Source organism: Hymenobacter sediminis (assembly GCF_003231285.1).
Taxonomy (GTDB): domain Bacteria; phylum Bacteroidota; class Bacteroidia; order Cytophagales; family Hymenobacteraceae; genus Hymenobacter; species Hymenobacter sediminis.
Genome location: NZ_QKNS01000001.1, coordinates 1,320,357 through 1,345,899 on the forward strand (window position 1 = coordinate 1,320,357; position 25,543 = coordinate 1,345,899).

Annotated in this window: 19 protein-coding genes; 10 read left to right on the forward strand and 9 right to left on the reverse strand. The window is 54.9% G+C overall.

Going from position 1 to position 25,543, the window contains the following annotated elements; genetic code table 11:
- Nucleotides 1–22: 22 nt before the first annotated feature.
- Together DNI29_RS05780 and mltG are read left to right on the forward strand one after the other, a co-directional pair.
- The gene (locus DNI29_RS05780; protein ID WP_238388008.1) at nucleotides 23–1,480 is read left to right on the forward strand and encodes a helix-turn-helix domain-containing protein; all 1,458 of its coding nucleotides are present in this window, start codon (nucleotides 23–25) and stop codon (nucleotides 1,478–1,480) included.
- Nucleotides 1,481–1,660: 180 nt separating this feature from the next.
- On the forward strand, nucleotides 1,661–2,716 hold the full coding sequence (gene mltG, locus DNI29_RS05785) for an endolytic transglycosylase MltG (protein ID WP_162303521.1): 1,056 nt from the start codon (nucleotides 1,661–1,663) through the stop codon (nucleotides 2,714–2,716).
- A gap of 49 nt (nucleotides 2,717–2,765) precedes the next feature.
- Here the strand turns inward: mltG and DNI29_RS05790 are convergent, their stop codons facing one another.
- Entirely contained in the window at nucleotides 2,766–4,235 is a 1,470-nt protein-coding gene (locus tag DNI29_RS05790) for a glycosyltransferase family protein (RefSeq protein ID WP_123823087.1), read from the reverse strand.
- A 174-nt stretch (nucleotides 4,236–4,409) separates the two neighbouring features.
- On the opposite strand from DNI29_RS05790, the gene dtd reads away from it, so the two are divergent.
- Both dtd and DNI29_RS05800 read left to right on the forward strand, forming a co-directional pair.
- Nucleotides 4,410–4,859, forward strand: a complete 450-nt coding sequence (dtd, locus tag DNI29_RS05795; RefSeq protein ID WP_110977087.1) for a D-aminoacyl-tRNA deacylase — start codon at nucleotides 4,410–4,412, stop codon at nucleotides 4,857–4,859.
- 46 nt (nucleotides 4,860–4,905) lie between these two features.
- The gene (locus tag DNI29_RS05800; protein ID WP_110977088.1) at nucleotides 4,906–5,232 is read left to right on the forward strand and encodes a nucleotide pyrophosphohydrolase; all 327 of its coding nucleotides are present in this window, start codon (nucleotides 4,906–4,908) and stop codon (nucleotides 5,230–5,232) included.
- Between the two features lie 90 nt (nucleotides 5,233–5,322).
- Here the strand turns inward: DNI29_RS05800 and DNI29_RS05805 are convergent, their stop codons facing one another.
- Nucleotides 5,323–6,498 (reverse strand): ribonuclease D, encoded by a 1,176-nt coding sequence (locus tag DNI29_RS05805; RefSeq protein WP_110977089.1) that lies wholly within the window; start codon nucleotides 6,496–6,498, stop codon nucleotides 5,323–5,325.
- Between the two features lie 303 nt (nucleotides 6,499–6,801).
- Between DNI29_RS05805 and DNI29_RS05810 the strand changes: the two genes are divergently transcribed.
- Together DNI29_RS05810 and DNI29_RS05815 are read left to right on the forward strand one after the other, a co-directional pair.
- Nucleotides 6,802–9,783 carry a SusC/RagA family TonB-linked outer membrane protein gene (locus DNI29_RS05810; RefSeq protein ID WP_110977090.1) on the forward strand — a complete coding sequence of 994 codons (2,982 nt, stop codon included), beginning with the start codon at nucleotides 6,802–6,804 and terminating at the stop codon, nucleotides 9,781–9,783.
- A gap of 20 nt (nucleotides 9,784–9,803) precedes the next feature.
- Nucleotides 9,804–11,213, forward strand: a complete 1,410-nt coding sequence (locus tag DNI29_RS05815) for a RagB/SusD family nutrient uptake outer membrane protein (protein ID WP_110977091.1) — start codon at nucleotides 9,804–9,806, stop codon at nucleotides 11,211–11,213.
- A gap of 107 nt (nucleotides 11,214–11,320) precedes the next feature.
- On the opposite strand, the gene DNI29_RS05820 is transcribed toward DNI29_RS05815, so the two are convergent.
- The gene (locus DNI29_RS05820) at nucleotides 11,321–11,797 is read right to left on the reverse strand and encodes a hypothetical protein (protein WP_110977092.1); all 477 of its coding nucleotides are present in this window, start codon (nucleotides 11,795–11,797) and stop codon (nucleotides 11,321–11,323) included.
- Nucleotides 11,798–11,954: 157 nt separating this feature from the next.
- Between DNI29_RS05820 and DNI29_RS05825 the strand changes: the two genes are divergently transcribed.
- On the forward strand, nucleotides 11,955–12,221 hold the full coding sequence (locus DNI29_RS05825; protein ID WP_123823088.1) for a hypothetical protein: 267 nt from the start codon (nucleotides 11,955–11,957) through the stop codon (nucleotides 12,219–12,221).
- 311 nt (nucleotides 12,222–12,532) lie between these two features.
- Here DNI29_RS05825 and DNI29_RS05830 read toward each other — a convergent pair whose 3' ends face one another.
- Complete coding sequence (locus DNI29_RS05830; protein ID WP_110977094.1) at nucleotides 12,533–14,470, reverse strand: CocE/NonD family hydrolase; 1,938 nt, start codon at nucleotides 14,468–14,470, stop codon at nucleotides 12,533–12,535.
- A 203-nt stretch (nucleotides 14,471–14,673) separates the two neighbouring features.
- On the opposite strand from DNI29_RS05830, the gene DNI29_RS05835 reads away from it, so the two are divergent.
- Entirely contained in the window at nucleotides 14,674–17,253 is a 2,580-nt protein-coding gene (locus DNI29_RS05835; RefSeq protein ID WP_110977095.1) for a M14 family zinc carboxypeptidase, read from the forward strand.
- Between the two features lie 81 nt (nucleotides 17,254–17,334).
- Here DNI29_RS05835 and DNI29_RS05840 read toward each other — a convergent pair whose 3' ends face one another.
- From DNI29_RS05840 to DNI29_RS05850, 3 genes are all read right to left on the reverse strand, one after another.
- Entirely contained in the window at nucleotides 17,335–17,652 is a 318-nt protein-coding gene (locus tag DNI29_RS05840; protein WP_123823089.1) for a hypothetical protein, read from the reverse strand.
- A gap of 395 nt (nucleotides 17,653–18,047) precedes the next feature.
- Complete coding sequence (locus DNI29_RS05845) at nucleotides 18,048–19,283, reverse strand: S-adenosylmethionine:tRNA ribosyltransferase-isomerase (protein ID WP_110977097.1); 1,236 nt, start codon at nucleotides 19,281–19,283, stop codon at nucleotides 18,048–18,050.
- Nucleotides 19,284–19,366: 83 nt separating this feature from the next.
- Nucleotides 19,367–20,140, reverse strand: coding sequence for a class I SAM-dependent methyltransferase (locus DNI29_RS05850; protein WP_110977098.1), 774 nt, complete (start codon nucleotides 20,138–20,140; stop codon nucleotides 19,367–19,369).
- A gap of 228 nt (nucleotides 20,141–20,368) precedes the next feature.
- Between DNI29_RS05850 and DNI29_RS05855 the strand changes: the two genes are divergently transcribed.
- Nucleotides 20,369–20,959, forward strand: a complete 591-nt coding sequence (locus DNI29_RS05855; protein WP_110977099.1) for a hypothetical protein — start codon at nucleotides 20,369–20,371, stop codon at nucleotides 20,957–20,959.
- A gap of 387 nt (nucleotides 20,960–21,346) precedes the next feature.
- A complete protein-coding gene (locus tag DNI29_RS24060; RefSeq protein ID WP_123823090.1) occupies nucleotides 21,347–21,856 on the forward strand; it encodes a hypothetical protein in 510 nt (169 codons plus the stop codon).
- A 504-nt stretch (nucleotides 21,857–22,360) separates the two neighbouring features.
- On the opposite strand, the gene DNI29_RS24065 is transcribed toward DNI29_RS24060, so the two are convergent.
- Complete coding sequence (locus DNI29_RS24065) at nucleotides 22,361–22,573, reverse strand: hypothetical protein (RefSeq protein ID WP_123823091.1); 213 nt, start codon at nucleotides 22,571–22,573, stop codon at nucleotides 22,361–22,363.
- 393 nt (nucleotides 22,574–22,966) lie between these two features.
- Nucleotides 22,967–25,513 (reverse strand): replication restart helicase PriA, encoded by a 2,547-nt coding sequence (gene priA / locus DNI29_RS05865; protein ID WP_110977101.1) that lies wholly within the window; start codon nucleotides 25,511–25,513, stop codon nucleotides 22,967–22,969.
- Nucleotides 25,514–25,543: the final 30 nt, after the last annotated feature.

Here is a 25,543-nt window from a genome sequence, read left to right on the forward strand (position 1 = left end):
AAGTCACGGTCAGGTTGTCCGGTTGATTTTTGGACTGAAACTGCGGGAGCTGCGCCAGGAGCGCGGCTACACCCCTGCGGAGCTGGCCCGTGCCTGCGATGTCTCGGTTTCCTACCTCAATGAGATTGAGAAGGGCAAGAAGTATCCTAAAGCCGATAAGATTCTCAGCCTAAGCAAAGTGCTGGGCGTAAGCTACGACCAACTGACGTCCTTGACGCTGAGCCGCCGGCTGGAGCCTATTTCGGAGCTGCTGCAGTCGGATCTGCTCAAGGAGTTCCCGCTTGATATGTTTGGGCTGGACCCGCTGCGCATTGTGGAGCTTATTGCCGATGCGCCGGCCAAGATGAACGCCTTCATCAGCACCCTTTTCGAAATAGCGCGCAACTATGAAATGCGCCAGGAACACTTTTTCCTGGCTGCGCTGCGCTCTTTTCAAGAAATGCACGACAACTATTTCGAGGAGCTAGAGCAGGACGTGCGCACCTTCATGGTAGAGCACAAGCTCCCGGCCGCCGCTCCCCTCGACCGTAGCCAACTAGAGCGCGTGCTGGTGGAGAAATACGGCTACACCATTGACCGTACCGGCCTAGACGAGTACGCCCACCTCGGGCGCCTGCGCTCCGTGTTTCAGCCTAAAACTCGTCGGTTGTTGCTGCGCCCCGGCATGAGCGGGGCGCAAGAAGGGTTTGTGCTGGGGCGGGAGGTAGCGTTTAACTACCTCAATCTGCGGGAGCGGCCCTACGTGAATGCCTCGTTTCCGGTACGTTCTTTTGAAGAAGTGCTCAACAACTTCAAAGCCTCCTACTTCGCGGGCGCGCTCCTGATGGAAGAAGAAATGTTGGTGCGCGACCTCACCCGTTTCTTTACGGCCCGGAAATGGGAGCCCGCTTTGCTGCTAGAACTGCTGGCCAAGTATGATGTATCGCCGGAGATGTTTATGCAGCGCATCACCAACCTGCTGCCGCGCCACTTCGGAATCCAAAGCCTGTTTTTCCTGCGTTTCGATCAGGCCAACGCTTCGGCTGGTTACAAGCTGACCAAAGAGTTGCACCTCTCGCGCCTGCACAACCCTCACGGCAACGAGCTCCACGAGCACTATTGCCGCCGCTGGATTTCCCTGCGTATGATTGCCGAACTGCGCCAGCAGCCTGCTACCACGGCCCCTAACTACACGTTGGGCGCCCAACGCTCGCGCTACCCCAACAACGACGAATACCTCTGCCTGACAGTGGCCCGGGCCGGGGCGGCCAACGAGCCCGCAGTGAGTGTCACCGTAGGCCTGCTCTGCGATGATAATTTGCGCCAGAAGGTCCGCTTTCTCGATGATCCGGTCATTGTGCAGCGGGAAGTAAACGAAACCTGTGAGCGGTGCACCATCCCAAACTGTGAGGTGCGGGCCGCTGCCCCCGTAGAAGTAGAACGCCGCCAGCGCCAGCAAGAGTTGGAAGCCGCGGTGGCTGCTTTGGTAAACGGAGGGTAGGCGCGAAACTCTAACGTCTGTTGGGTCCGACGCCAGCGCCGCCCATACAAACCCGCCTACCCCCTTCACGGTCGGTAAACCCTTGGCGGGCATCAGCACGAAGCCAACCGGTCAGGCGTCCTCGGCGTCGGACTGAGTAGGCGGCATCTAATCAAACTAACGAACAGACTATTCCCGCCTTTGACTGCTGCTTCTCGTTCTATTTTTCGTCGGCTCTTGGTGCCCGCTTTACTGGGGTTGGTTGTGCTGTTGGGCGGACTAGGAGGAGCTTGGTATGTGCTCTGGAAGCCCAATGTGCGCTACTCGGCTTTTGGGCCAGCCTACCTGTACATTCGCACTGGAACCGGCTACGCAGCCGTGTTGGACTCATTGCGCAAATATGAGTTGTTGCACGACTTTGGCACGTTTGAGCAGGTAGCCCGCTGGCGCAATTACCCTGAGCAGGTGCGGCCTGGCCGATACCTCCTGAAGCCCGGCTTAAGCAACTCCGGATTGCTGACGATGCTGGCCCAGGGCGAGCAAGACACGGTAGCATTCACGCTTGATGCTTTCAAATACAAACCTCAACTGGCCCGGCAGGTAGCCCGCCAGCTGGAAACCGATTCTGTGCGGCTGCGGCGGTTGCTACAAGATAACGCCTACCTCCAGCGCCGCTACCAACTTGATACCACCACTATTCTGACGCTGTTTCTGCCGGGGCCTTACCGGTTTCTGTGGAATACCTCGGCCCCGCAATTTCTGGATTCTGCCGCCGCCACTCACCGTCGTTTCTGGACGACAGAGCGCCGCCGCCGTGCCGATTCGCTGGGCCTCTCGCCAACGGAGGTGCATGTACTGGCCAGCATTGTGCAGCGTGAAACGGCCAAGAAAGAAGACAAGCCCCTAATTGCGGGCACCTACCTCAACCGCCTCCGCCGCGGTATGCGCCTGCAAGCTGATCCGACCCTGCTTTGGGCCATCGGCAACTTCGGAGTACGGCGGGTGCTGAACCGGGACAAGCTGGTAGACTCACCCTATAACACTTACAAGCACAAAGGTCTGCCGCCGGGGCCCATCACCTCCGCCAACCGCCAGAGTCTTGATGCCGTGCTGAAGCCCACCCAACACGATTACCTGTTCTTCTGCGCCCGTCCTGGGGGTAGTGGCTACTCCGATTTTGCCGCCACCTTCGCCGAGCACAAGAAAAACGCCCGCCGCTACCAACAATGGCTGGATAGCCTGGGGGTAAAGAGGTAAGATGGTGAGTGTGACGTGCTATGTGCGCTGCCAGTGCAGTATGTTAAACTCACCACCGAATTATCCGGAGTTGGGCGGAGTCGAGGTGAGCGGCACGCTGGCGGGCCAAGGTTTGCTCGTAGCTGAGGCCGGTAAACTCAGAGTGCTCCAGAAAGAGTAGGGGAGAAGTAAGCAGCGGCTCTGGCCAAGCAGCTACGCTGGGCAAGCGGCGCAAAGAGTCGAAGGCGGCCACATTGGTAACGCGCCAATAGTTGTCGAGTAGTAAGTAGCGGTGGCCGCGTCGACGTAAGAAAGCTGCTTGCTGGTCTGAAAACACCGCCCTCACTGAATCGGAAGCTGAACGGAAAGGAGCCAGCCCTATGCCCACTGTGCTGATAACTGGTCCGGCCTTGTGATGCTGCAGCCAGGCTGCTACCGCAGGGTAGCTAGTGGGCGAGTAGGCATAGATTTCCTGCTGAATCCGCCTTACGTTCAGCCCCACAGCGCCCAACACTACCACCACTATACCTACTTTGGGTAACTGCCGCAGCTGCAGCATCGCCAGCGCGTACCAGATGCCGTAAGCCCACAAAAGGCCTCGGGGAGCCTTAATCAGCAATGACATGCCAGCCAGCAGGCACCATCCCCATACCGCCAGATACATTTCTAAGGGTAGGGCTGCGCCCCGACGAAGGCGCAGTAACCCCAGCAGCGGCCCCAGCAACCCCAGCCACACTATCCCCGACTCAAAGTCCCAGAGGTAGCGCAGGTAATACAGCCCGTCGGGCCGGATGGTGGCGGCCCGGCCCGCTGCGTTGGCTGCTTCCGGAAAGGCGACCTTGTAATAAATAGCGGGCCAAATGTACCAAGGTAAGCCTGCCAGTACGCCTACCCCACCCAGCACCAAGTAAGGGGCCAGCAACAATGCTGCTACCCGCCACCAGTGGCCATTTCGCCAGAGCAGGTTATCGGCCTGCCACCACTCCAGCACCGACAGAATGGGTAGGGTCAGCAGAAACTTGTAGTTGAAGCACAAACCCACCATCAGCCAACCCGCCGCCCGGTACAGGGTAGTAGCCGTGGCGTGCTGCAGCCGGAAGTAATACGCCCGCAACAATCCCGCAAAGCACAGCAGACTCCAGGAACTCATGGTGAAGTCTCGGCCAGAAAAGGTCAGGAACAGGCTGGTGCCCATCAGGAGCGTGAGCAGCGCCGTTTGCCAACCAGCCAGCCGGGCCTCTCGCGCTATAAAACTGGCCAGCAAACCCAGCGCCGCCACGGCTACCAGCGCGTTCAAGTGCTGAAACACCCGGTAATCAGTAGTCAGCCAAGCTACCGGCGCATACAGCAACGAAAACAGTGGGCTGCCATGATGAAAAAGATGTAGCAGTTGCCCGTGCGCTACCTCCTGCACAATTTGCCAGTTGCGCACGGAGTCATAGTCGGGCAGGGCTGCATCCGCCAGTCCATACAGCCGCACCAAGGCTACCAGCAGCAAGGCAGCTAGCAGCCACGGAAGTTGAGGGCGCGAGAAAGGCAAGTGACGAGATGTAAATCGGTGAAGCTACCCCGCCACCAGGGCTGAGTAAAGGCAATATTAGGTTTTCAGGCCTGAATACTACGAATTGCCGGCTGTAGCGGCGTACTTGCGGGCACGGTTGCTACCCCCTCCGGTACCAGCAACCCTTTCCTTTACTTCTCACTCTCACTAGTTATGCGCATTGTAGTGCAGCGCGTTCGGCAGGCCAAGGTTACCGTAGAAGGGCGCATCACCGGGCAAATTGGACCCGGCTTGTTGGTTTTGGCTGGTTTTGCCCCCACGGATACTACCCCCGTCCTCGATTGGATGGCGCGCAAACTAGTGCAGATGCGCATCTTCTCTGATGAGGAAGGCAAAATGAACCGCTCCGTGCTGGATATTGCCGGCGAGGTGCTAGTCGTGAGCCAGTTTACACTGCTGGCCGATGCCCGCAAAGGCAACCGACCCAGCTACACGGAGGCGGCCCCTCCGCCCATAGCCATTCCGCTGTATGAGCAGTTTGTGCAGTTGGTAGCCGCGCAGCTAGGTCGCTCGGTAGCTACCGGCGAGTTTGGGGCCGACATGCAGGTAGAGCTCCTCAACGACGGCCCGGTAACCATCGTCCTTGATAAAGGCAATGAGTGAAGCGCCCGAATATGCTACAGTCAAACGCCAACTTAATCATGTATTTATGACCATTGAAGAAGCCCAGCAAACCGTAGATAAGTGGATACAAACCACCGGCGTGCGGTATTTTAACGAGCTAACCAACATGGCCATGCTTACCGAAGAGGTAGGCGAGGTGGCCCGCATCATTGCTCGCCAGTACGGCGAGCAGTCCTTCAAAGAATCAGACAAGGATAAGGTACTAGCCGATGAACTGGCCGATGTGCTGTTCGTGGTGATTTGCTTAGCTAACCAAACCGGTGTCAACCTCACGGAAGCCCTGCAACGCAACCTTGCCAAGAAAACCATCCGCGATGCTAGCCGTCACCAGCAAAATGAGAAGCTGCACTAGTCCGCCTACCCCCTAAAATGCGCGAAACCAGAAGCACATCCGCTTCTGGTTTCGCGTAGGATTGTTCCCAAATAGCGAGATAGGGGCTGGCTAGTTCTTGAGGTCAAAAGGATGAGCTATCTGCTCGAAATCCAGGCCGTGGCGTTCCGCCGTATCGCGCAAAAGCTGGTGCTGCCAGGCCCGCAATGTTTGGTTTGCTCCCTGCTCAATAATATCCGCAATCAGACGGTTGCTGAGTACAAGGTTGGCCATAATAGGACTGTGGTCTTCGGCCAGATGGGTTTTCAGGGCAGTGAGCAAGGCTTCGCGGGCATCGGCCTGGGCGGCTTTGGCTCCCGTCAGGCGGCGCCGGAACGGGAAGCGGCGCTGCTCAGCTGGAAGCGGTGGCTCAGGCTCCCGCTCTTCCTGCGTGAGGTTAATCAGGCGTTCGGCAAAGGGGCTGCGCTTTAGTTCAGGGTGCAGGCCAGGAGCATTGCGTAAATTACCCGAGCTGGTTACCGGCAGGCGAGTAAGCTCGGCCAGGCGGTCGTTGCTGGCTACCATGTAGGTAGGGCGGTCAATGTAGCGGGCTACCTCATCGCGCAGCAGAAACAGGTCGCGGAACATGGGCAGCTCTTGGGGCTGAATACGATACTTCCCCGCCAAGCGCAGGTAGGGGCGCTCGTCGCGGGAATAGCGTACTTCTTCTAGAGCCAGGTTTTCCTGCTGGGCCCAGTCGGTGCGGCCCAATGCAGCTAACTTAGCGGCTAGGCGGTCGGTCAGCTCAAATAGGTAGAGTACATCATTGGCGGCATAGTGCATCTGCGCTTCCGTGAGGGGGCGCTTCAACCAATTCGATTTCTGCTCCCCCTTATCCACTTCAAAACCAAGCTCCTGCTGAATTAGGCGGCCTAGCGAGATATTGTTGTCGGCTTCTGCTAAAAGTGTATATTGTACGCTGGTATCAGTGATGGTGCGCACATGCACACCATATAGCTCATCAAGCAGGAGGATATCGGACTTGCAGCTGTGGAACACCTTCTCTACGGCTGGGTCGCGGAGCACCGTCCACAGGGGTTCAAGCTCCTGAGCGGGGTTGGTAAGGGGTAGGGGGTCAATGAGAAATACGGTGTTCCCGTCAAAAATCTGAATCAGGGCCAGATTGCGGCCGTAGCGGTGCCGCATATCATCAAACTCCAGGTCAACGGCTATACGTGTGCTTTGGTGAAGGCGCTGAGCAGCTTGCGCTACTGCAGGCCCTTCCGTGATATATTGAATATCAGGCATGTACTAGGGGAGGTTCGAGGGGAAGAAAAAAGCAGATGTCAATAACATACCTGCTTATAGTTTGGGTAAAGGTAATCAGCCAAGGTTACCAAAGCCACTGCTGAACTATAGGGAATCTCATATGATTTAGTTTAAACTTTATATTGCTAATTGCAAACATCTTACTTCCAATTCGGTCCAGTCAGGCAGGCGCATGTTATGCATGCTGAACAAATGCTTGTACATTGCGGTCTTACCCGCTTTTGCCGGCTCAGCGGACCGGCTTTTTTTCACTCTAATCGGCTTTAAGGAAAGCCAGGTTGTATGAAACAAAATTTCCTCATTCCACTGGCATGCGGTGTGCTAGTAGCTACCTCCGCTACGGCCCAGACGCGTACCATTAGTGGCCGCGTGACGGATGCCAGCGGCTCAGCGTTACCTGGTGTAACTGTTCTCGAGCGAGGCACTACCAACGGCACCAGCACGGGAGCTGATGGCAGCTTCTCGCTGACGGTGCAGCCCGGCGCTACTCTAGTACTCAGTTCAATTGGGTTCGAAACACAGACCATAGCAGTAGGTGACCGCACGACCATTGCGGCGTCATTGAAAAGCAGTGCTACGGAACTGGGTGAGGCAGTAGTTGTGGGCTACGGTACCCAAACTAAGGCCGATGTAACCGGCTCTGTTACTCAACTTAGCGCTAAAGACGTTGAAAACGTCCCGGTCGTGAGCTTCGAGCAAGCTATTCAGGGCCGGACACCAGGTGTAACCATCAACCAAACTTCTGGTAAGCTTGGGTCTGGCGTGCAGATTCGAGTGCGGGGAGCATCGTCGGTAACGGCTTCTAACCAGCCGCTTTATGTGATTGATGGTATTCCGGTAACCTCGCAGGACGTAGGCTCCGATACTGAGCCGCTGAACCCACTAGCCGATCTGAACCCTAATGACATTGAGTCGATTACCATCCTGAAAGATGCTGCTTCCGCAGCTATTTACGGTTCGCGGGCTTCTAACGGGGTAGTGCTAGTAACTACCAAACAGGGACGTCAGGGTAAGAGCAAAGTGAACGTAGGCTACTACATTGGTACTAGCTCCCCTACCCACAAACGTAAGTTCCTAAATGCTGCGCAGTATACAGAGCTACTCACCGAAGCGGCACTTAACTCGCCGTTTGGCCGACTTGATATTCAGGAAGAAGCAGAGTCCGAGCGCACAAACATCGATTTTAATTCCGGAGTGGATGAAAATTGGGTAGATGCCGGCCTACGGGATGGCAAAGTAACCCAATATGATTTCAACGTAAGTGGTGGCGATGCTAAAACCCGGTTTTATCTGAGTACCACATATAATGACCAAACCGGTATTATTGTAGGAAACCGCTACCGCCGTGGTAGCGCGCGCATTAACTTAGACCACTCTATTAGCGAAAAGCTCCGAGTAGGGCTAAACCTCTCGCTTACGCGTTCTGTGAACGACCGGACTCCTACTGATAACGCGTTTGACAACCCGATTCAGCTGAATGCTATACCACCTCTACAGCCAAAAATTGACCCGGTTACCAGACAGCTTAATCCCAATACGCTGTATTACAACAATCTGCTCAATTTAGAAAACGGCTCCAACCGGGCTGGTACGTATCGTTCGTTTAGCACAGCCTACCTGAATTTTCAGCCAATTAAAGGGCTGACCCTGCGTACAGAGGCGGGGGCAGACTTCCTGAACCTGAACGAGGACTTTTACCGGGCAGCCGGTACTCAGACGGGTGGTAACTCTGGCTATGGTTTCAGCAACCAAGTACAGGTCATCAACTATACGACTAATAACACTGCTACCTATCTTAAAACAATAGGAGAGGATCATAGTATTGAAGCACTGGCAGGCTTCTCTTTCCAGCGTTCCGATACAAAGGAAACCTCAGCCGAAGGACGTGGTTTCCCTAATGCTGAATTCACCCGGATAGCAAGTGCGGCCATTAAGACTGCTGGCACTGGCTCCCTACAGAGCGGGTTCTCATTTATATCCTTTTTCGGACGGGTAAACTACGCTTTCCAGAATAAGTATCTGATTTCGGGAAGTGTACGTCGAGATGGATCTTCGCGCTTTGGTAGCAACAATCAGTATGGCACCTTTGGCGCAGGTTCAATTGGCTGGGTGCTTTCAGAAGAAGGCTTCCTACAAGACAATGGTGTGCTCAACTTTCTGAAGATTCGGGCTAGCTACGGCCTGACGGGTAACGCTGAGATTGGCAACTTTGCCTCGCGTAATCTGTACAACGCATTGCCTTATGCTGACCAGGCGGGTATCATTCGGAGCAACGTAGTGGGAAATCCTAATCTGACCTGGGAAAACACGGCTCAGGCAGACTTAGGGGTAGAATTTGGGTTCCTCGATAACCGGATTTCGGGCGAGGTAGATGTATACGAGAAGAAAACTCGTGACCTGCTGCTGAGCCGGCCGTTACTTTATGTAACAGGGGCAAGCAGCGTAACCGAAAACGTAGGTTCCTTGCGAAACCGTGGCTTGGAGGTTTCGCTGAATACCCGCAACTTCGATAAGGACTTTAAGTGGACCACTAACTTCAACATCTCCTTTAACCGAAGCAAGATTACAGCTCTGGCAGCACCCATTCAGAGCCAATTCTTAGGAAGCGTCCGGGAAGGCCAACCCATCGGTGTATTCTGGGGAGCTAAGTACGCCGGCGTTAATCCAGAAAATGGGGATGCGCTCTATTATACAGCGGAGGGCTCCACTACGAACCGAATTGGGCAGGCTGCTCAGCAGAAAGTAGGTGATCCGAACCCCAAATACACGGGTGGTGTTACAAATACATTCTCTTATAAGGGGTTCGATTTGAGCATACTGGGGCAGTTTGTATATGGGAATGACATTTACAACGCAGCAGGGCCGTACCAATCCTCGAATGGTACTTATTTCGACAATCAAACGATTGATCAGCTGAAGCGGTGGACTCCTGATAATAGGTTTACCGATGTGCCTCAGGCTCGACTTTACTCAAGCAACGGTACAGGAGTGTCGTCGCGCTGGGTGTCAGGAGGCTCGTTCTTACGGGTGAAAAATGTGACGCTCGGCTACTCGCTGCCCCAAGATTTGATCAAGCGCGGGTATCTGCAATCGGCACGCATTTATGTATCGGCACAAAACCTGTTCACAATTACAAATTATGACGGCTACGATCCGGAAGTGAATACAGCTTCATTCGGAGCCGCCAGCTATTTGCTGGGCCATGATTTCTACACTCCGCCGCTGGCTAAGACCTTCTTGGTAGGGGTTAATCTGGGCTTTTAATCTTTTGGCAAGAACTTCTGATGAAAACAATATTCTCTCGTTCCGCCTCTGTCATCGCCTTGAGCTTAGCTATGGGGCTGACAGCATGCGAAAAACAACTGGATCTGAATCCTGCTCAATCTGTAGATGCAGCCACTGCATTGGACACAGAGGAGAAGGTAGGAAGTGGTGTAGTAGGGATGTATGCCCTGCTCGACGACCCGAATCTGTATGGAACAAACCTTATTCTGGTACCCGAACTGCTAGCTGCTGACTCAACCTATATCAACTGGCAAGGAACCTTCACTAACTTTTCTGATATAGCCAACCGCACCACCAATGCTCGTAACTCAACGGCTGAGGGCATTTGGCGAGTTGCTTACCAGACTATCAACCAGTCCAACCTGATCCTGGATGCCTTGCCGGTAGTCACTACCCCGGAGCTTAAAAAGCAATATGAAGGGGAGGCCCGCTTTGTTCGTGCTGACCTGTATTTTGAATTGGTGCGTCTGTATGCGAAGCAGTATGAGGCTGGCGGGACCAATACTCAGTTAGGTGTTCCTATCAACCTAGTTCCCGTCAAAAATGTAGAACAGGCAGGGGTACAGGTACCTCGTAGCACAGTGGCGGAGGTATATAATCAGGTAATCACAGACCTGGTTCAAGCAGATAAACTGCTACCTAAGAGCAATGGCACGCGGGCTTCCAGATATACAGCCAAGGCTTTACTGGCACGAGTGTACCTGCAACAGGGCAACTTTCAGAAGGCGGGTGAAATGGCGGATAGCGTAATCACATACAGCGCCAAATCATTATCGCCTACCTTACAGGCGGTCTTTACCAATCGCAACTCTTCTGAAACGCTGCTCGAAATTCAGCAAAATGATCAGAATAATGCAGGTACTGCTAACAGTGGCCTAGCTACGCACTTTGCCAGCATTGGGCAACTGGGGCGTGCTGACGTAGCCGTAGAAGGGTATTTCGCGGAGATGTATGAATTGCAGGATGCCCGCGGAACCGACTCGCTGCCACCCAACCGGACCCGAAAGCTGATTTATGTGGGCAATGGTGCCCGCGCGGGCGCTTTACGCTCGGGTAAATACACTGCTTATGGGCAAAATATCCCTGTAATTCGCCTTGCTGAGATGTATTTAATCCGCTCTGAAGCAGCATTTAGAGCAGGAAACAAGGATGCGGCACTATTAGATGTTAATCGGGTGCGTGAGCGCTCAGGTGCTACACCTATTAAGGCGGAAGATCTAACATTAGACGCAATTTTGTTGGAGCGGCAGCTAGAACTAGCTTTCGAAGGCTTCCGCATTCATGATCTTAAGCGTACAGGAAAGCGGGTTACTTCGTCAGAGCCCATTACAGAAGATATTTTAGTCCTTCCTATTCCTCAGCGTGAAATCAACGTAAACCCCTTACTTCAGCAAAATCCAGGTTACTAGTTTGTTGAGTTTAGTAAATAAAAAAGCCGCTCTGAATTCAGAGCGGCTTTTTTATTTACTGTTGTGGCTGGTTCTGGCTTTTAGTCATGTAAAAGATGCAATATTTTCTAATCGTCATCTTCCTCATCCAAATGGCTGAAGTCTAGGGTAGGGGCCAGCTTGAGGGCCTCCCGGATAACATCGTCCATGAGGGGCTGAGAATCTGCGTCTAACGCCCGCTCGAAGAGGTTGAGAAGTTGCTCTCCGTCCTCGTTCACGTAGAGGTTGGTATAGAGCCTCTCGAAGACGTTAGCTTCTTTGGTGATGGTAGCATCGATGGCAGCCACGGAAGTTGCCTTGAGGGCTCGATGTAGTACCTCCAGTACTCGGCGGCTTTCTTCTAGGTCGCCTAGGTCGGAGAGGAGCTTCATGAGGGCCAGGGCCACACCCAAGCGCACCCGCTCGAAGCGGAAGGGCAGCTCATCGGGACTGGCCTGCTCAAAGGTGCGGTAGGCGGCTAAAGTAGTAGGGTGGAGGTAGCGGGCCGCATCAGCCTCGGTCGGGAAAGCCAGTTGCAGCAACCGCTGATAAGGAGGAACAAGCATAAAAAGCAGAAAAACGCCTTGCTCAATTAAGTGCCAAGGCAAAATATAGTTGGGGCTGAGCGTAACCCCACGCGGCAAAGGTACGATTGTGTATTTTGGTAGTCACGCTGCCGCTACTGGTTGCGTGTATTCCTCTCCCACACCTAACTTGTTCCGCATGGCGATGACGCACAAAGACAAATGGTTGGTATTTGCCCCCGCCGGGCTGGTAGTTGTTGGACTGGGCTCCTGCCTGGTGCAATGGGCCGCCGATAAAAAGCGCAACGGTCACTCTACTTCTGAGTGGGTAGCCGCTGGTACCGCCGCTCTGGTTGTATTCAACGCCGGGCTCAGCCTGTTCGGACGCGGAGTGGCAGAGAGTGTTTTGTATCAGATCAAGGAAAAGCCCCGGGACATAGACTACGGCAATATTGGTCGGCTATAAACAGTGAGTTGACGAACTGATGATTTTGTCGTTTTGTCACCCTTTGCCAAGTACTAGTGGGGTAGGTATTAACTAGTGCTTATCCTCTTTCTTTTGAAATTTCGGAGGAGCTTTGAGCTAGCCGCCGTCGGCCTACCCCTCCTAACTAGACCAAGGCCCCAGCGGGGCGGCATCTATCGTTGAACAACGGGTGTCGCTACCGCTGGGGCTTTATCATTTACGCTTGGCTTTCCACTGATAGACTTTGCTGAGGCTAATTGTGCCACTAGCACAGCCAGAACGGCAAACCCGTTGGTTCACTGGTTGGAAATTCAGAGCACTCGTATTTTCAACTGGGAAGCGTGCTGCGGAGAATGATAAAGGCGGTGGGTAGCGGTTTGGAAGTCTTTTTCATCGGCCTCAAAAATATTGGGGACGAAGGTTTGCGGGTTGCGGTCAACCAACGGGAACCAGCTGCTTTGCACCTGCACCATGAGGCGGTGCCCCTTGCGGAACGTATGGCAGAGGTCTTGCACCGTAAACGGCACGGCCGTTACCTGGCCGGGCACAAAGGCCTCGGGCTTACTGAAACTGTTACGGAACCGGCCACGCATTACCTCCGAGCGCACCATCTGCTGGTAGCCACCTAGCTTCACAGCCGGGTTCAGGTTGGGGTTGTTTGGAGTACTGTCGGGATACACATCAATGATTTTCACCACCCAGTCGGCATCGGTGCCGGTGGTGGCCACTTGGAGCAGCGCCTCAATGGGGCCGGCCAGGGTCATGTCCTCCGTGAGCACGTCGGTCTGGTAGGTCAGTACATCGGGGCGGCGCGAGGCAAAGCGCTGGTCGTCGGTCATGTACTCACGGGTCATGCCGGTGGCAGTGGCCTCCGTGAAGGGCACCGGATGCGCTGGGTCGCTGATATACTGGTCGAACTCTACTCCGGTAGTCGGCTGCTCAAACCCAATTTTACCGCTGGGCTGGAAGAAGAGCGTGCGCTCGTGGGCCTCCTTGGGCGGCCAGGTGGCAAAGGTGCGCCACCGGTTGGTACCACCTTCAAACACGGTAGCTTCGGGGGTAGCAGCAGGCTTACCGTCCTTCAGGTATGACTTGAAAAACGGCGCCTCAATTTCCTTTTGGTAGTACAGGGAAGGCGACTCACCGTAGGCCACGTTTCCCACCATTTCACCCGTACCGCGCGCCCAGCCGCCGTGCACCCAGGGGCCCATCACGAGAGCATTGCGCATACCGGGATTCTGCTTTTCAATAGTTTCGTAAATCTTCAGGGCCCCGAACAGATCCTCAGCATCGTTGAAGCCGCCCACTGTTAGCACAGCCGTGCCTTTATTGAGGTTTTTGAGGTGAGGCCGCAGGTTGCGCGCCTGCCAGAACTCATCATAGTTTGGGTGGCTAGCCATTTCGTTCCAGAATGCTACCTGGCCCTTGTAGTACCGGGTATCAGCATTTTTCAGCGGACCTAGGCGCATAAAAAAGTCGTACCCATCAGGGGTGCCGTGCTGGAAGCTTGGGTTACCGGTAGGGGTAGGCTGGGGCCGCGGCAGCCCGAACGAGGCCAGAAAGTTGAAGGCGTGGGGCAGGAAGAAGGCCCCGTTGTGGTGGAAATCGTCCCAGAACCAGTCGGCAATGGGAGCCTGGGGGGAAGAAGCCTTCAGGGCCGGATGGCGGCTAAGCAGGCCGGTAGCGGTGTAATAGCCAGGGTAGCTAATGCCCCACTGGCCTACCCGGCCGTTGTTCTTCGGGCCTTTCTTAAGCAGCCATTCAATAGTGTCGTAAGTATCCGTGCCTTCATCGGTGTCAGTTTTGCCTTTATAGCTGGTTTTTGCCGGGCGCACATCCATGAACTGGCCTTCCGACATGTACCGGCCCCGCACGTCCTGATAAGCGAAAATGTAGCCTTCGTGCATCATGGTGCTGCTCGGGCCAAGATTCTTCTTGTACTTACCTGGACCGTAGGGGCCGACGGCATAGGGCGTGCGGTTGAGCAGAATGGGATATCTTACCTTATCGGCATCCTTGGGCACGTACACCACCGTGTACAGCTTTACTCCATCGCGCATCGGAATCTGGTATTCCGCCTTGTTGTAGTGCTGCTGAATGAAGAGCGTATCGGCCTGAGTGATGGCTAACTGCTGCTTTTCTGTTGCGGAAGGCAGCGGGTATGTTATGGGCGCTTGCGCCTGTGCGACGTACGTGCCAGCTGTCAGGAGGGCGGCCACAAGGTTCGGGCGCAGGATAGAGGTTGGCATACGGAAAGAGGGTAGGAGGAAGAGGCGGACACTGAGAGGTAAGGTAGTAAAGCAGCTGATGCAACGCTACTAAGCGCCCGAAGCACAGCTCTATAAAGCTGCGACAAACGCATTTTTTCCTCACAGAAGCCGGTATTCTGCTTTCTTTGATTACCGAACATTTTCTTAACCCGTCGGCCTAGGCCGGCGCTACCCTTACTCTCGTGCTTAACTCCCGATTACGAGCGGCCTGGCTTTGGCTGCTATGCCTGCTGGCGGTGCCACAGGTATTTGCTCAGGCCCCTACAGCTGCCCCCGACGGTCCGTTGCTTACCCCGCGCCAATTCTTAGGCTACGAACTGGGTACCCGCTTCACGCCCCACGCCGAGCTGCTTCGCTATGTAGAGCACGTAGTGCAGCACAGCCCCACCCAAATGAAGCTGCAGCGCTACGGCCAAACCTACGAAAACCGTCCTCTGGAGCTGGTGTATGTGGCTACCCCCTCCAACCTTTCCAACCTCGAAGACATCCGGCGCAATAACCTGCGGCTGGCAGGGCTGGAAAGCGGTACTGCAGCCACCCAACAACCGGCTGTGGTATGGCTCAGCTACAATGTACACGGTAATGAGGCGGTGTCGTCGGAGGCCGTGATGCAGGTGCTCTATGACCTAGCCAACCCCCAGAACCAGCAGATGCAGCAGTGGCTCCAGAACTTGGTGGTTATTGTGGACCCTTGCGTGAACCCCGATGGGCGCGACCGGTACGCGCAGTGGTACAACCGCGTGGCCAACCAGCGGCCCAACTCTTCGGCCCTGAGCTGGGAACACCACGAGCCCTGGCCCGGCGGACGCTATAATCATTACTACTTCGATCTGAACCGCGACTGGGCCTGGCAAACCCAGCAGGAAAGCCGGCAGCGCATTGCCGTGTACAACCAGTGGTTGCCGCAGGTGCACGCCGATTTCCATGAAATGGGACCTAACAATCCCTACTACTTCTCGCCCGCGGCCAAACCTTTCCACGCCGACCTCACCGACTGGCAGCGGCAATTTCAGAACATCATCGGTGACTACAACCGCAAGGTGTTCGACAAAAACAACTGGCTGTACTTTACCCGCGAAACCTACGACCTGTTCGCGCCTTTTTATGGCGACACCTGGCCCTCCTTCAATGGCGCCATTGGCATGACTTACGAGCAGGGGGGAGGCGGCCCGGCCGGCATCAGCTACACCAAAGCCGATGGCGACACCCTGACCCTGACTCAGCGCATTGCCCACCACCACGCTACCAGCCTGGCTACCATTCAGGCCGCCGCCGACCGTCACGACGACCTAATTCGGGAGTTTCAGAAGTTTTACACCAATGCGCGCACCAAACCCCGCGGCGACTACAAATCCTTTGTGGTGGCTGCTTCCTCCGACCCCGGCCAGGTGCGGGCCCTCACCCAGTACCTCGACCGTCAGCAGATCAGGTATGGCTTTGCCAGCAAGCGCGGCCGACAGCAGGGCTACAACTATGCAACTGGCAAAACTGAAAGCGTACAGATTGAGCCCCAGGATTTGGTTATCAGCATGTATCAACCGAAGTCTACGCTGGTAAAAGTGCTGTTTGAGCCCCAGGCTGATCTGGAAGATTCCCTGACCTACGACCTCACGGCATGGTCCCTACCCTATGCTTTCGGGTTAAAGAGCTACGCGCTGAAAGGCAGGGTAGATGCCAACAACTCGGCGCCTAAGTCGGCTATGGTGGTCAGCAGTTCGCAGGCTACTACCCCTGCCCAGGCGCCTTACGCTTACCTGGCCCGGTGGAATAGCCTGCAGGATGTGCAGTTTTTAGGACGTTTGCAGCAGCAGGGCGTGAAAGTACGCGTGGCTGATGAGCCCTTCGAAACCGAAGGTCAGAAATATCAGCGGGGTACGCTCATTATTCCGCGCACGGGCAATGAGCGGCTGGGTGCCCGCTTTGATCAACTGGTACGCGCCCAGGCCGACTCGGCTGGTGTGTTAGTGCAAGTGGTGCAGTCAGGGCTTTCTACTAGCGGCGGCGACCTGGGCTCGCGCTCCGTGCGGCCCCTTAAACAACCCAAGGTGGCTATTCTGGCCGGTCCGGGCGTCGATGCTACCGCATTCGGAGAGGTGTGGCACTTCTTTGAGCAGCAGATTAACTACCCCGTATCGGTGCTCGGAACCGATTACTTCAGCAGCGTGCCGCTAGGTGAGTTTGAAGTGTTGATTCTGCCCGATGGCCGATACGACAATGTGCTGACAGAGCGTGGACTAGAAAACGTAAAGACCTGGGTGCGCGGTGGTGGCCGCCTCATTGCCCTGGAAGGCGCGTCCCGCTTTCTGGCCGGCAAAAAAGACTTCCTGCTGAAAACCAAATCGGCTGATACTACCTCCTCCAGGAAGCCCAACCCCTATGCTGCCCTCCGCCGCTATGCTGATGCAGAGCGTGAGCAGATTGGCGAACAGGTGCAGGGTAGCGTTTACAGGGTGCAACTCGATAACACCCACCCTCTGGCTTTCGGATACGGCAGCACCTACTATGCTCTGCTGCGCGATACGCCTAACTACCGCTTTATGCCCCAAGGTGGCTGGAACGTGGGTGTACTCAAGAAAAATGCCTACGCAGCCGGCTTCACCGGTCGAAAAGCCCAACCAGCCCTCACCGACAGCTTTGTGCTCGGTACCCAGGACTTGGGCCGCGGGCAAGTGATATACCTCGTTGATAATCCGCTGTTCCGAGCTTTCTGGCAGGGCGGTAAGCTGCTATTTGGAAACGCAGTATTCATGGTAGGCCAGTAAAAATTCCCTACCCCTGATAACACGAAAAAGCCCCGCCGGTAGCTACCAGCGGGGCTTTTCTTTTGCCGAAGGAGGGGCAGATTAATCTACTACATCCTCAGCTTTATTTTTCACGGCTTTAGCGCCTTTTTTCACAGCGTGGCCAGTTTTCTTAGCGCCTTTTTCTACTACGGCACCCGTTTTCTTGCCAGCATACTTCACGTCTTCTTTCGTGTTGTAAGCTTTCTGGCCGGCTTTTGTGCGGCCCGAGCGGGCTTCTACTTTCACCGTGCCGTTGTCGCGCTCCGTAACGGTGGTTTTAGCACCACTAGCATCGTCGCGGACAGTTGTTTTATCACCTTGGGCAAAGGCAGCTGTCGAGAAAGCTATGGCAGCGGCCAGCATCAATATCTTTTTCATGAGGAGAGTCTGAGTTGGTAAACAGGTTATGTGTCCTTATACGGCGTGCTAAAAATTGGTTGTGAGAAGCGGCTCTATCACCACTCCAGAAAGGATAATGAGCATTTGGCTACCCTCGGAAAAAGCTGAAACTCATCAGTGAAATAGATTTCTACCCGATTATTCTATTTCTTGTCAAAGAATTTCAAGCAAGGCTCTTTGTATCGCCAATAACAGAGCCTGTTAAGCTTTGCTTTACCCCTCAGGGAATCTGCTATAATGTGAAGCAAGCTGATGCTTTATATATTCACGCATGATGAATATTGTAAAGCAAGTCGATTGATTATACGAAAAAGGCCTCATATACAGAGATATGAGGCCTTTTTCGTATTCGAAAGATGGCTAAATGTCTTGGCTTAGGGCAACAGGAGAGAGGAGTCGCCGTAGCTCAGGAAACGATAATTGTGGGCAAGCGCATGCTCATACACGGTGCGCCAGTTGGGGCCTATCAGCGCTGCTACCAGCAGTAGAAGGGTGCTTTCAGGCTGGTGAAAGTTGGTGATAAGCCCACGGGTTAACCGGAACTGATATCCGGGTGCAATCAAGAGCTGAGTTGTAGCGTGCAGCGTGTCGGAGCCGCTTGCTTCTAGGTGTTGCAGCAAGGCCTTCAGCGCCTCTGCAGCTGGTACGTCGGGCTGGTTCTCATACGGTTGCCACTGGCTGACGTGCCAGGTGGGTTGGGGGGTAGGCTGCTGCACCAAGCGTGCCCCCAGCCAGTAGAGGCTTTCCAAGGTCCGTAAGCTAGTAGTACCAACCGGAATAATGGGCCGGGGCAGATGATCCAGCAACTGTTGCAGGGTGGTGGCCGTCACGCTAATGGGCTCTCCGTGCATCGGGTGCCCAGCCATTTGCTCTGCTTTCACCGGCTGGAAAGTGCCGGCCCCAACGTGTAGTGTTACGCGCGCCGACGAAATTTGCCGGGCCGCTAATTCTGCTAATACGTCATCAGAGAAGTGAAGCCCCGCGGTAGGAGCTGCTACCGCGCCCTCGTGGACGGCGTACACCGTTTGGTAGCGCACAGCATCGGCTTCGGTATCGGTTCGGTTCAGGTAAGGGGGTAGGGGTAGGTGGCCAGCCCCGCGCAGCACTTCAGCAAAAGGCAGCATGGCAGGCTCCCAGGTGAACTGAATTAGGGCGTAGCCTTCTCCCTGCTCTATTCGCTCAGCCGTAAGTATTGCTTCCTGGCCCTGTGCCTGGAACTCTAGCGTTACAGGGCCGGATTTCCAGCGCTTACCGTTGCCCACCAAGCACTTCCATACGCACTGACCTGTTTGCTGCATGGCAGGCTCAATGGCTCGGTGCGGAGCCACCGGCTCTAAGCAAAACAGCTCTACTACCCCTCCAGTAGGCCTACGGGCAAACAGGCGGGCTCGCACCACTTTAGTATCGTTGAACACCAGTAGACTATCGGGCGGCAGCAAGGCTGGCACCTCCCGAAACTGCCGGTTGGAAATAAGGCCGGCTTGGTAGAGCAGCAACCGCGACTGGTCGCGGTTGGGCAGCGGTTCCGGTGCGATGCGCTCCGGAGGCAACTGGTAGGTAAAGTCGTGAATAGAAAGCTGGCGCGGATCGGGGGAGGTAGGAGCTGACATAGCCAACAAAGATAAAGCGGGGCGCGTGAAGCAGCTAGCTCACTACCCCACGCGCCCCGCCTAAGCAGCCGGTAAGCCTTCGGTTATTTCTGAAAAAAAAGCAGGTGTTGCTGAGGCAAGGTTTCCACCGAATCGGTGAGACGCAAACCAATGGCCGCCATTTCCCGGCGCGCTTGGGCCACGCTCATCTTATGAATACGCTTAATAGGCACCTTGGGGTCTTCGGCCCGATATTCTACCAGTGCTACCCGGCCCGATGGGGTAAGGGAACTGCGGATGGCCCGCATCATTTCGCGCGGATGGTCAAACTCGTGGTACGCGTCCACAATCAAAACCAAATCCACTCCACCTTCCGGCAGGTTGGGGTTTTGTGTAGTACCCCGTACCGGCACTACGTTGTGGATATGACGTTTTTCCGCCGTTTCGCGCAGGGCCTGCAACATTTCCGGCTGAATGTCAACGGCCAGCACCTTGCCTTTGGGCACCAGGGAGCTGATGCGAAACGAGAAATAGCCCGTACCGGCGCCAATGTCAGCAACTACATCTGAGGGCTTCAGCTTCAGTTCCCGCAGCAGAATATCGGTGCCCTCCTCTTGTTGCCGGTCGGCGCGCTCAAGCCAGCCAGCCCCTTCGTGGCCCATTACGTGAGCAATCTGGCGACCCATGTAGTACTTGCTGATGCCGTTGGGGTCCTGAGGAGCGCGGCGCTCGTATCCAGTAGTGTCCGGCAGTACGCGCTGCTGATGCTCGACCATTCGGGCAGCAGTACTTTCAGTAAGGGGCTGCGTGCAGGCCAGAGGCCCGAGTAGCAAACCAAATGCGCCCAAGGGCAGCAGGTATTTCAGATGGAACGGCATATGCACAGGTGCAAATTAACAGCGGAACACTAACATTTGTGTGGCTCGAACCGTTCGACAGAGCTGGTAGCTACAAAAAAATAACCCTACGTTAAGTACCTGCGTAGCCGCATGGAAACAGCGCACGGGCAGCTCTTGGCAGGGAATAGATCCTGTTTTTTATTTTCATTTTTTAATTTGGCCCGTACAAGTCCCGATTACATTCATCACCCTAACTTCTTTTCCAGTATGAAACACCTATCCGGAATCGCGCACAAGCTAACGGCCGTAGCGGCTGTTGCCCTAGCCCTGACCAGCTGCAACCGCGCTGAGTATGCTATGCTGCCCAAAACGTCGTCGGCTTACCATGGCACCCAGCGGGCAGTGGTAGTAGCTCCGGCCCCCGCTGCTACTGTTGCCCCGGAAACGAAAGCTCCGGTTGCTCCAGAAGCTGTTGCAGCAACGGAAGCACCAGCCACCCCAGCAACTCCGCAGGCAGTGCAGGCTCCGGTAGCAGAGCGTCAGGCTGTAGCCAGCGCTCCGGCTCAAGCCGCCACTCCGGCTAAAATGGCCACCGCACCCAAGCTGAACTTGGCTCAGAAAGCGCTGGTAGCTAAACTGGCTAAGAAAGCCGACAAACTCGCTGCCAAGGCCCAAGTGAACAAGAAGTCGGAAACGGCTGCCAAGGAAGATGCCAACGCCATCAGCCGCAACATCAAGCTCGGTATTATCCTGCTGCTGATCGGTATTCTGGTAGGACTTCTCGTTCCGATTCTGGGTACTGTAATTGCCATTATCGGTATCGTATTCATCGTACTAGGCCTGCTCGACGAAGTATAGTAGCGTAGCCAGCTACTATCTGTAAAAAGCCCCGACTGCCAACTGGCGGTCGGGGCTTTTTTTATATGCTAGAATTCTCGTGCTTAGAGCCAGAAATATTTCTTTTAGACTATCTACCAACTTTTATCCAGAATGAAATTTCGATTATTTGCCTTTTGGGTAAGCGGATTGTTCTTGACAAGCTGCCAATCGGCTCGGGTCCCTGCCTTATTGCCCGCAGTTCAGGAGTACGGCCGACAGCCGGTTTCTCGGAATGTATCGTCAGATAATATGGTGGCTGAGCCACCCCAACTGCTGGCAGATGCTTCCGGTGCTCCCAGTATAGCAAAACGCTCGTATCTACTACCTCAACCGGTTCGGCCAAAGCTAGCCCGACCCATTGACACATTGCAACAGCGCCCAGCTACGCTGCCTGATACAACCGTAGCACGCGCGACTCCACCAGCACCGGGTCCTGATCGAGAAACCACTACCGTAAACCTGATTGGTGGCGCACTTAGCCTGACGGGAATAATAGGTGCCTTAGTAGCTTTCAATAGCGAATTTTCCTCGGAATGGGTAAACCTAAGCTTATTGTTGGTAGCAATAGCACTGTTTCCAGTAGGTGTAGCCTTGATGCTTTATCAGGGCAAAAACGGTCGCTTACGGCTACGTAGGCAAGCCCGAAGAAAGGCGCGGCGAGCGGCGAGAAATCCTCAGGGTAGTGAGCCAAAAGAAGAAGCACCTCCTGTGGGAAGAAAGTCACGTTTGATTAAAATAGGTGCCGTTGTATTTATTGCAGGTGCTTTATTAACAGCCGCCGCCTACTTATTAGGAGGATACGCGATATTCTTTTTTGGACTTCCGGGTATTGTTCTCGCCTTATCAGGGCTGATTGCGGTAGTAGCATCCTTGTAACTCACCAGTAATACCGCCGATTTTTATATCGGGTTCACGTCGGTGGCAACTCCGCTGACTGTGGTAGCCGAACGTCAGGTAGTAGCCACCGCATCCAAGCTGGATCTGGTCAGGAAAGCTCTGGTAGCCAGGCTGGCTGGCTGAGGGGGGTACCAACGCCCGGTATAACTAGCACCTGTTCTTATTAAGAAAAGTCTGGTCAGCAGTAGATTTTTCCTATGTATATATAATTTGCTATTATTAAGAATAAATCTGTTAGTCAAATATTATTAGCTTAAGTTCTGTCGGTATGGGTGTACGATTAGGATTAATCTGGCTGTTGTGCTGGGGGCTATGTGCATGCCATAGCACTCGTCTTCCTCAGTTTTCGCCCGTAGCACCATCATATAGAATGTTGCTGGATGCGCGGCCAGCTGAACACTCTAACACGCAGGCAAGAATCACACCTAAGCATCTGCCTTCGCAGAGAAAGGAAGCCGCCAATAAGCTCCACTCCCTCCGCATTCAGCCATCCGCACTCGTTGATACCACGAAGCGGACTGCCGTGAAGAAGCGAGCTTCCGCGACAAAGCCCGTTGCCCGCGACACGTTCTTGGTAGCAGGCTCCGATACAATATGGGCGCGTTCCTTGGATAAACCGCAGTCCGTGGCCCTTAAGGACGACCCGGAAACTACCTTCGTCAACACCTTAGGGGTAATCTTGGCGGTGGCAGGCATAGCAATGGTGTTTGTTGGGCTTACGGCTGAAACGCCAAAAACTGAGTGGGGCGGATTAAGGAATGCTATGCTAGCTATGCAGGGGCTAGTTATAATGGCGCTTGGGGCGCCATTGCTGTTTTTCCAGGGAAAAAACGGCCGGGTACGCCGCCTGCGCGAGGCTCGGGAGGGGCGGGAGCGGAAAGAGGAGCCAGTTGATTTATCTCCTCCGCTTACTCCGCTACAGAGAAGCCGCCGGAGTAAAGCAGCGCTGTTTATAATCGGCATTGTGGGAGCATGCGCTATTTATCTGCTCTTTCCAAGCGGCCTGGCCCTGATCTTGTTGTCTGTCGTGCTGGCGTGCTTGATAACTGGCTTAGTACTGCTGATGCTCAAGTAATCCGACGAACCGGCTTACATGGGGTCCACGTCGGCGGCGATACGTACCTGTTTGAACTCCTTCTGGTCGCGGACGAGGTTGACGGCTTCCAGAATATCAGCTTTGGCAGCACGGAGTACAGTATGTTCCCGGCTGAGCTTGATGGTAATTTCCTGCAGGTAGAAGTTGCGGATGCGGAAGATATAAGGCGCTTCAGGGCCTAGTACGGCCTCGCGGCCCAACCGGTCTACTAGTTCCTGGGTGAGCAGAATAGCCGCTCGCTCGCCTACCACGGCATCCATGTGTTTCACGGTAAGCCGGATAATGCGCATGAACGGGGGGTAGCCATGCTCGCGCCGCTGCAGAATCTCGTACTCATAGAACTCCAGGTAGTCGTTGCGAATTACCTTGTCGAAGATTACCTGCTGCGGGTCGCCCGTCTGGATGATAACGCGTCCTTTCTTGCCCTTGCGGCCCGCCCGCCCGCTTACCTGCACAAACATCTGGAAGGCCCGCTCGTGGGCCCGGAAGTCGGGGTAATGGATGATAGAGTCGGCATTGATAATGCCTACCAGACTTACGTTGGCAAAGTCGAGGCCCTTGGTTACCATTTGGGTGCCCACCAGCACGTTGGTATTCTGCTTTTCGAAGTCAGAAATAATCTGCTGGTAGGCGTTCTTGGCCCGGGTAGTGTCCAGGTCCATGCGCTGCACGTTGGCTTCGGGCAGCATCACCTTCAGGTCGTCCTCTAGCTTTTCGGTGCCGAAACCCACAGTCTTTACGTTGCGTGAGCCGCAGGCCGGGCATTGCGCATACATACGCTCGTGGTAGCCACAATAGTGACAGCGCAGCTCGTGGCTGTGCTTGTGGTAGCTCAAGCTCACGGCGCAGCTCTTGCACTTCGGAATCCAGCCGCAGTCGAGGCAGTTGATGAAAGGTGCGTAGCCCCGGCGGTTCTGGAACAGAATGACTTGCTCCTTGGCCGCCAGTTTGCCTTCCATCGCCTGCATTAGCTCCGGCGTGAAATGGTTGTGCATGGTTTTCTGCTCCCGGCTTTTGCGGGTGTCTACCAGCTCTACCTCAGGTAGGCCTGCCTCACCAAACCGCTTTGTTAAGGACACCAAGCCGTAGCGGCCCGTACGCGTTTGGTAGTAGGTTTCTACGGCGGGGGTAGCCGAGCCCAGCAGAGTTTTGGCGCCCTGGAAGTTAGCCATCATCAGGGCTACTTCCCGGGCATTGTAGCGGGGACTGGGGTCGTATTGCTTGTAGCTCGATTCGTGCTCCTCGTCCACAATGGTCAGCGCCAGGTTATCGAAGGGAAGAAACACCGAGGAGCGTACCCCAATCACCACCTGAAACCGCCCCGACAGTACCCCATTCCATACTTCTACCCGCTCATTGTCGGAGAATTTGGAGTGATATACCCCGAGCCGCGAGCCAAAAACGCGCATTAGGCGAGTAACAATTTGGGCGGTAAGCGCAATTTCGGGCAACAGGTACAGCACCTGGCCGCCGCCATCCAAAGCCTGCTTGATCAGGTCAATGTAAATTTCGGTTTTGCCCGCTCCCGTTACGCCGTGCAACAGCACGATGTCCTTCTCCTGAAACTGCCGCATGATGTCGTTGCGGGCTTCCTGCTGGGCCTCACTCAGGGTGAAGTGCATCTTGGCCTCGGCATCGTCTTCATCTAGCGGAAAGCGCGACACAATTACATCGAACTGCTCTAGTATGCCGTTTTTGATGAGCGTGTTCACGGCCGAGGGCGAGAGGTGCGGCGCACTGGTCAGGGCCGCTTTTTCCATGCCTTTGTGGTTGGCGTACTCGTTCTGGTACACCGGCACGCGCTGCAGGTAGCGCATCAACACGTCTAGCTGCTTGCTTTTACTAGCCAGTTGGGCAAACAGCTGTTCCAGCGCCGCCTCGGCCACTAGGTGGTGAGCCAGCCGCACCTTCTTCACCACTTTGGGCGAGTACTTGTCCTGCAAATGCTCGAACAGGAACACCACGTCCTTCTGCATCAGGGACTTGATGTACTTATGAAACGAGGCAATGCCGAGCAGGTCGCCTACCTCCGTAAACGTTAAGGACTTGCCTTCTTCGCCAGTACTCAGGGCGTTTACTATCTTCTGTTCCTGCTCGCTGAGAGGGTAGGGATGGGTTTCAGGCTCGAAAGCGGGATGCAGCTGTACGCGGCTTTCGGAGCTGAGCTTGAGCGCTGAAGGCAGGGCAGCGTTGATGACTTCGCCCAGGGTGCAGAGGTAGTAATCGGCCATCCAGCGGAAAAGCTTCAGCTGCGGCTGGGTTACTACCGGGGCATCATCAATGAACTCCAGAATGTACTTGGCCTGGTACTCCTTGGGCGGATTTTCATGCACGGCGGCCACAATGCAGCTCAGCGTTTTCTTGGCCCCAAACTGCACAATCACGCGGCCGCCCACTACTACTTGGTCGTTCAGTTCGAACGGGACGCGGTAGGTGTACAGCTTGGGCAGCGGCAACGGCAGAATCACGTCGGCGAACAGCGTGAGGCGGTCGGCGGCGGGTTCCGGCTGGGGCTGGACAAAGTCAAACGTGAGGCTCAAGGGAAAATCAGACTGAAAGCGAAAGGTAAA

What these genes read in the sequence shown, in the direction of transcription:
- dtd (WP_110977087.1), top strand. Translation starts at nt 4,410, where the DNA reads ATGCGCATTGTAGTGCAGCGCGTTCGGCAGGCCAAGGTTACCGTAGAA.
- DNI29_RS05800 (WP_110977088.1), top strand. Translation starts at nt 4,906, where the DNA reads ATGACCATTGAAGAAGCCCAGCAAACCGTAGATAAGTGGATACAAACC.
- DNI29_RS05805 (WP_110977089.1), bottom strand. Translation starts at nt 6,498, where the DNA reads ATGCCTGATATTCAATATATCACGGAAGGGCCTGCAGTAGCGCAAGCT.
- DNI29_RS05810 (WP_110977090.1), top strand. Translation starts at nt 6,802, where the DNA reads ATGAAACAAAATTTCCTCATTCCACTGGCATGCGGTGTGCTAGTAGCT.
- DNI29_RS05815 (WP_110977091.1), top strand. Translation starts at nt 9,804, where the DNA reads ATGAAAACAATATTCTCTCGTTCCGCCTCTGTCATCGCCTTGAGCTTA.
- DNI29_RS05820 (WP_110977092.1), bottom strand. Translation starts at nt 11,797, where the DNA reads ATGCTTGTTCCTCCTTATCAGCGGTTGCTGCAACTGGCTTTCCCGACC.
- DNI29_RS05825 (WP_123823088.1), top strand. Translation starts at nt 11,955, where the DNA reads ATGGCGATGACGCACAAAGACAAATGGTTGGTATTTGCCCCCGCCGGG.
- DNI29_RS05830 (WP_110977094.1), bottom strand. Translation starts at nt 14,470, where the DNA reads ATGCCAACCTCTATCCTGCGCCCGAACCTTGTGGCCGCCCTCCTGACA.
- DNI29_RS05840 (WP_123823089.1), bottom strand. Translation starts at nt 17,652, where the DNA reads ATGAAAAAGATATTGATGCTGGCCGCTGCCATAGCTTTCTCGACAGCT.
- DNI29_RS05845 (WP_110977097.1), bottom strand. Translation starts at nt 19,283, where the DNA reads ATGTCAGCTCCTACCTCCCCCGATCCGCGCCAGCTTTCTATTCACGAC.
- DNI29_RS05850 (WP_110977098.1), bottom strand. Translation starts at nt 20,140, where the DNA reads ATGCCGTTCCATCTGAAATACCTGCTGCCCTTGGGCGCATTTGGTTTG.
- DNI29_RS05855 (WP_110977099.1), top strand. Translation starts at nt 20,369, where the DNA reads ATGAAACACCTATCCGGAATCGCGCACAAGCTAACGGCCGTAGCGGCT.
- DNI29_RS24065 (WP_123823091.1), bottom strand. Translation starts at nt 22,573, where the DNA reads ATGCCTGCCACCGCCAAGATTACCCCTAAGGTGTTGACGAAGGTAGTT.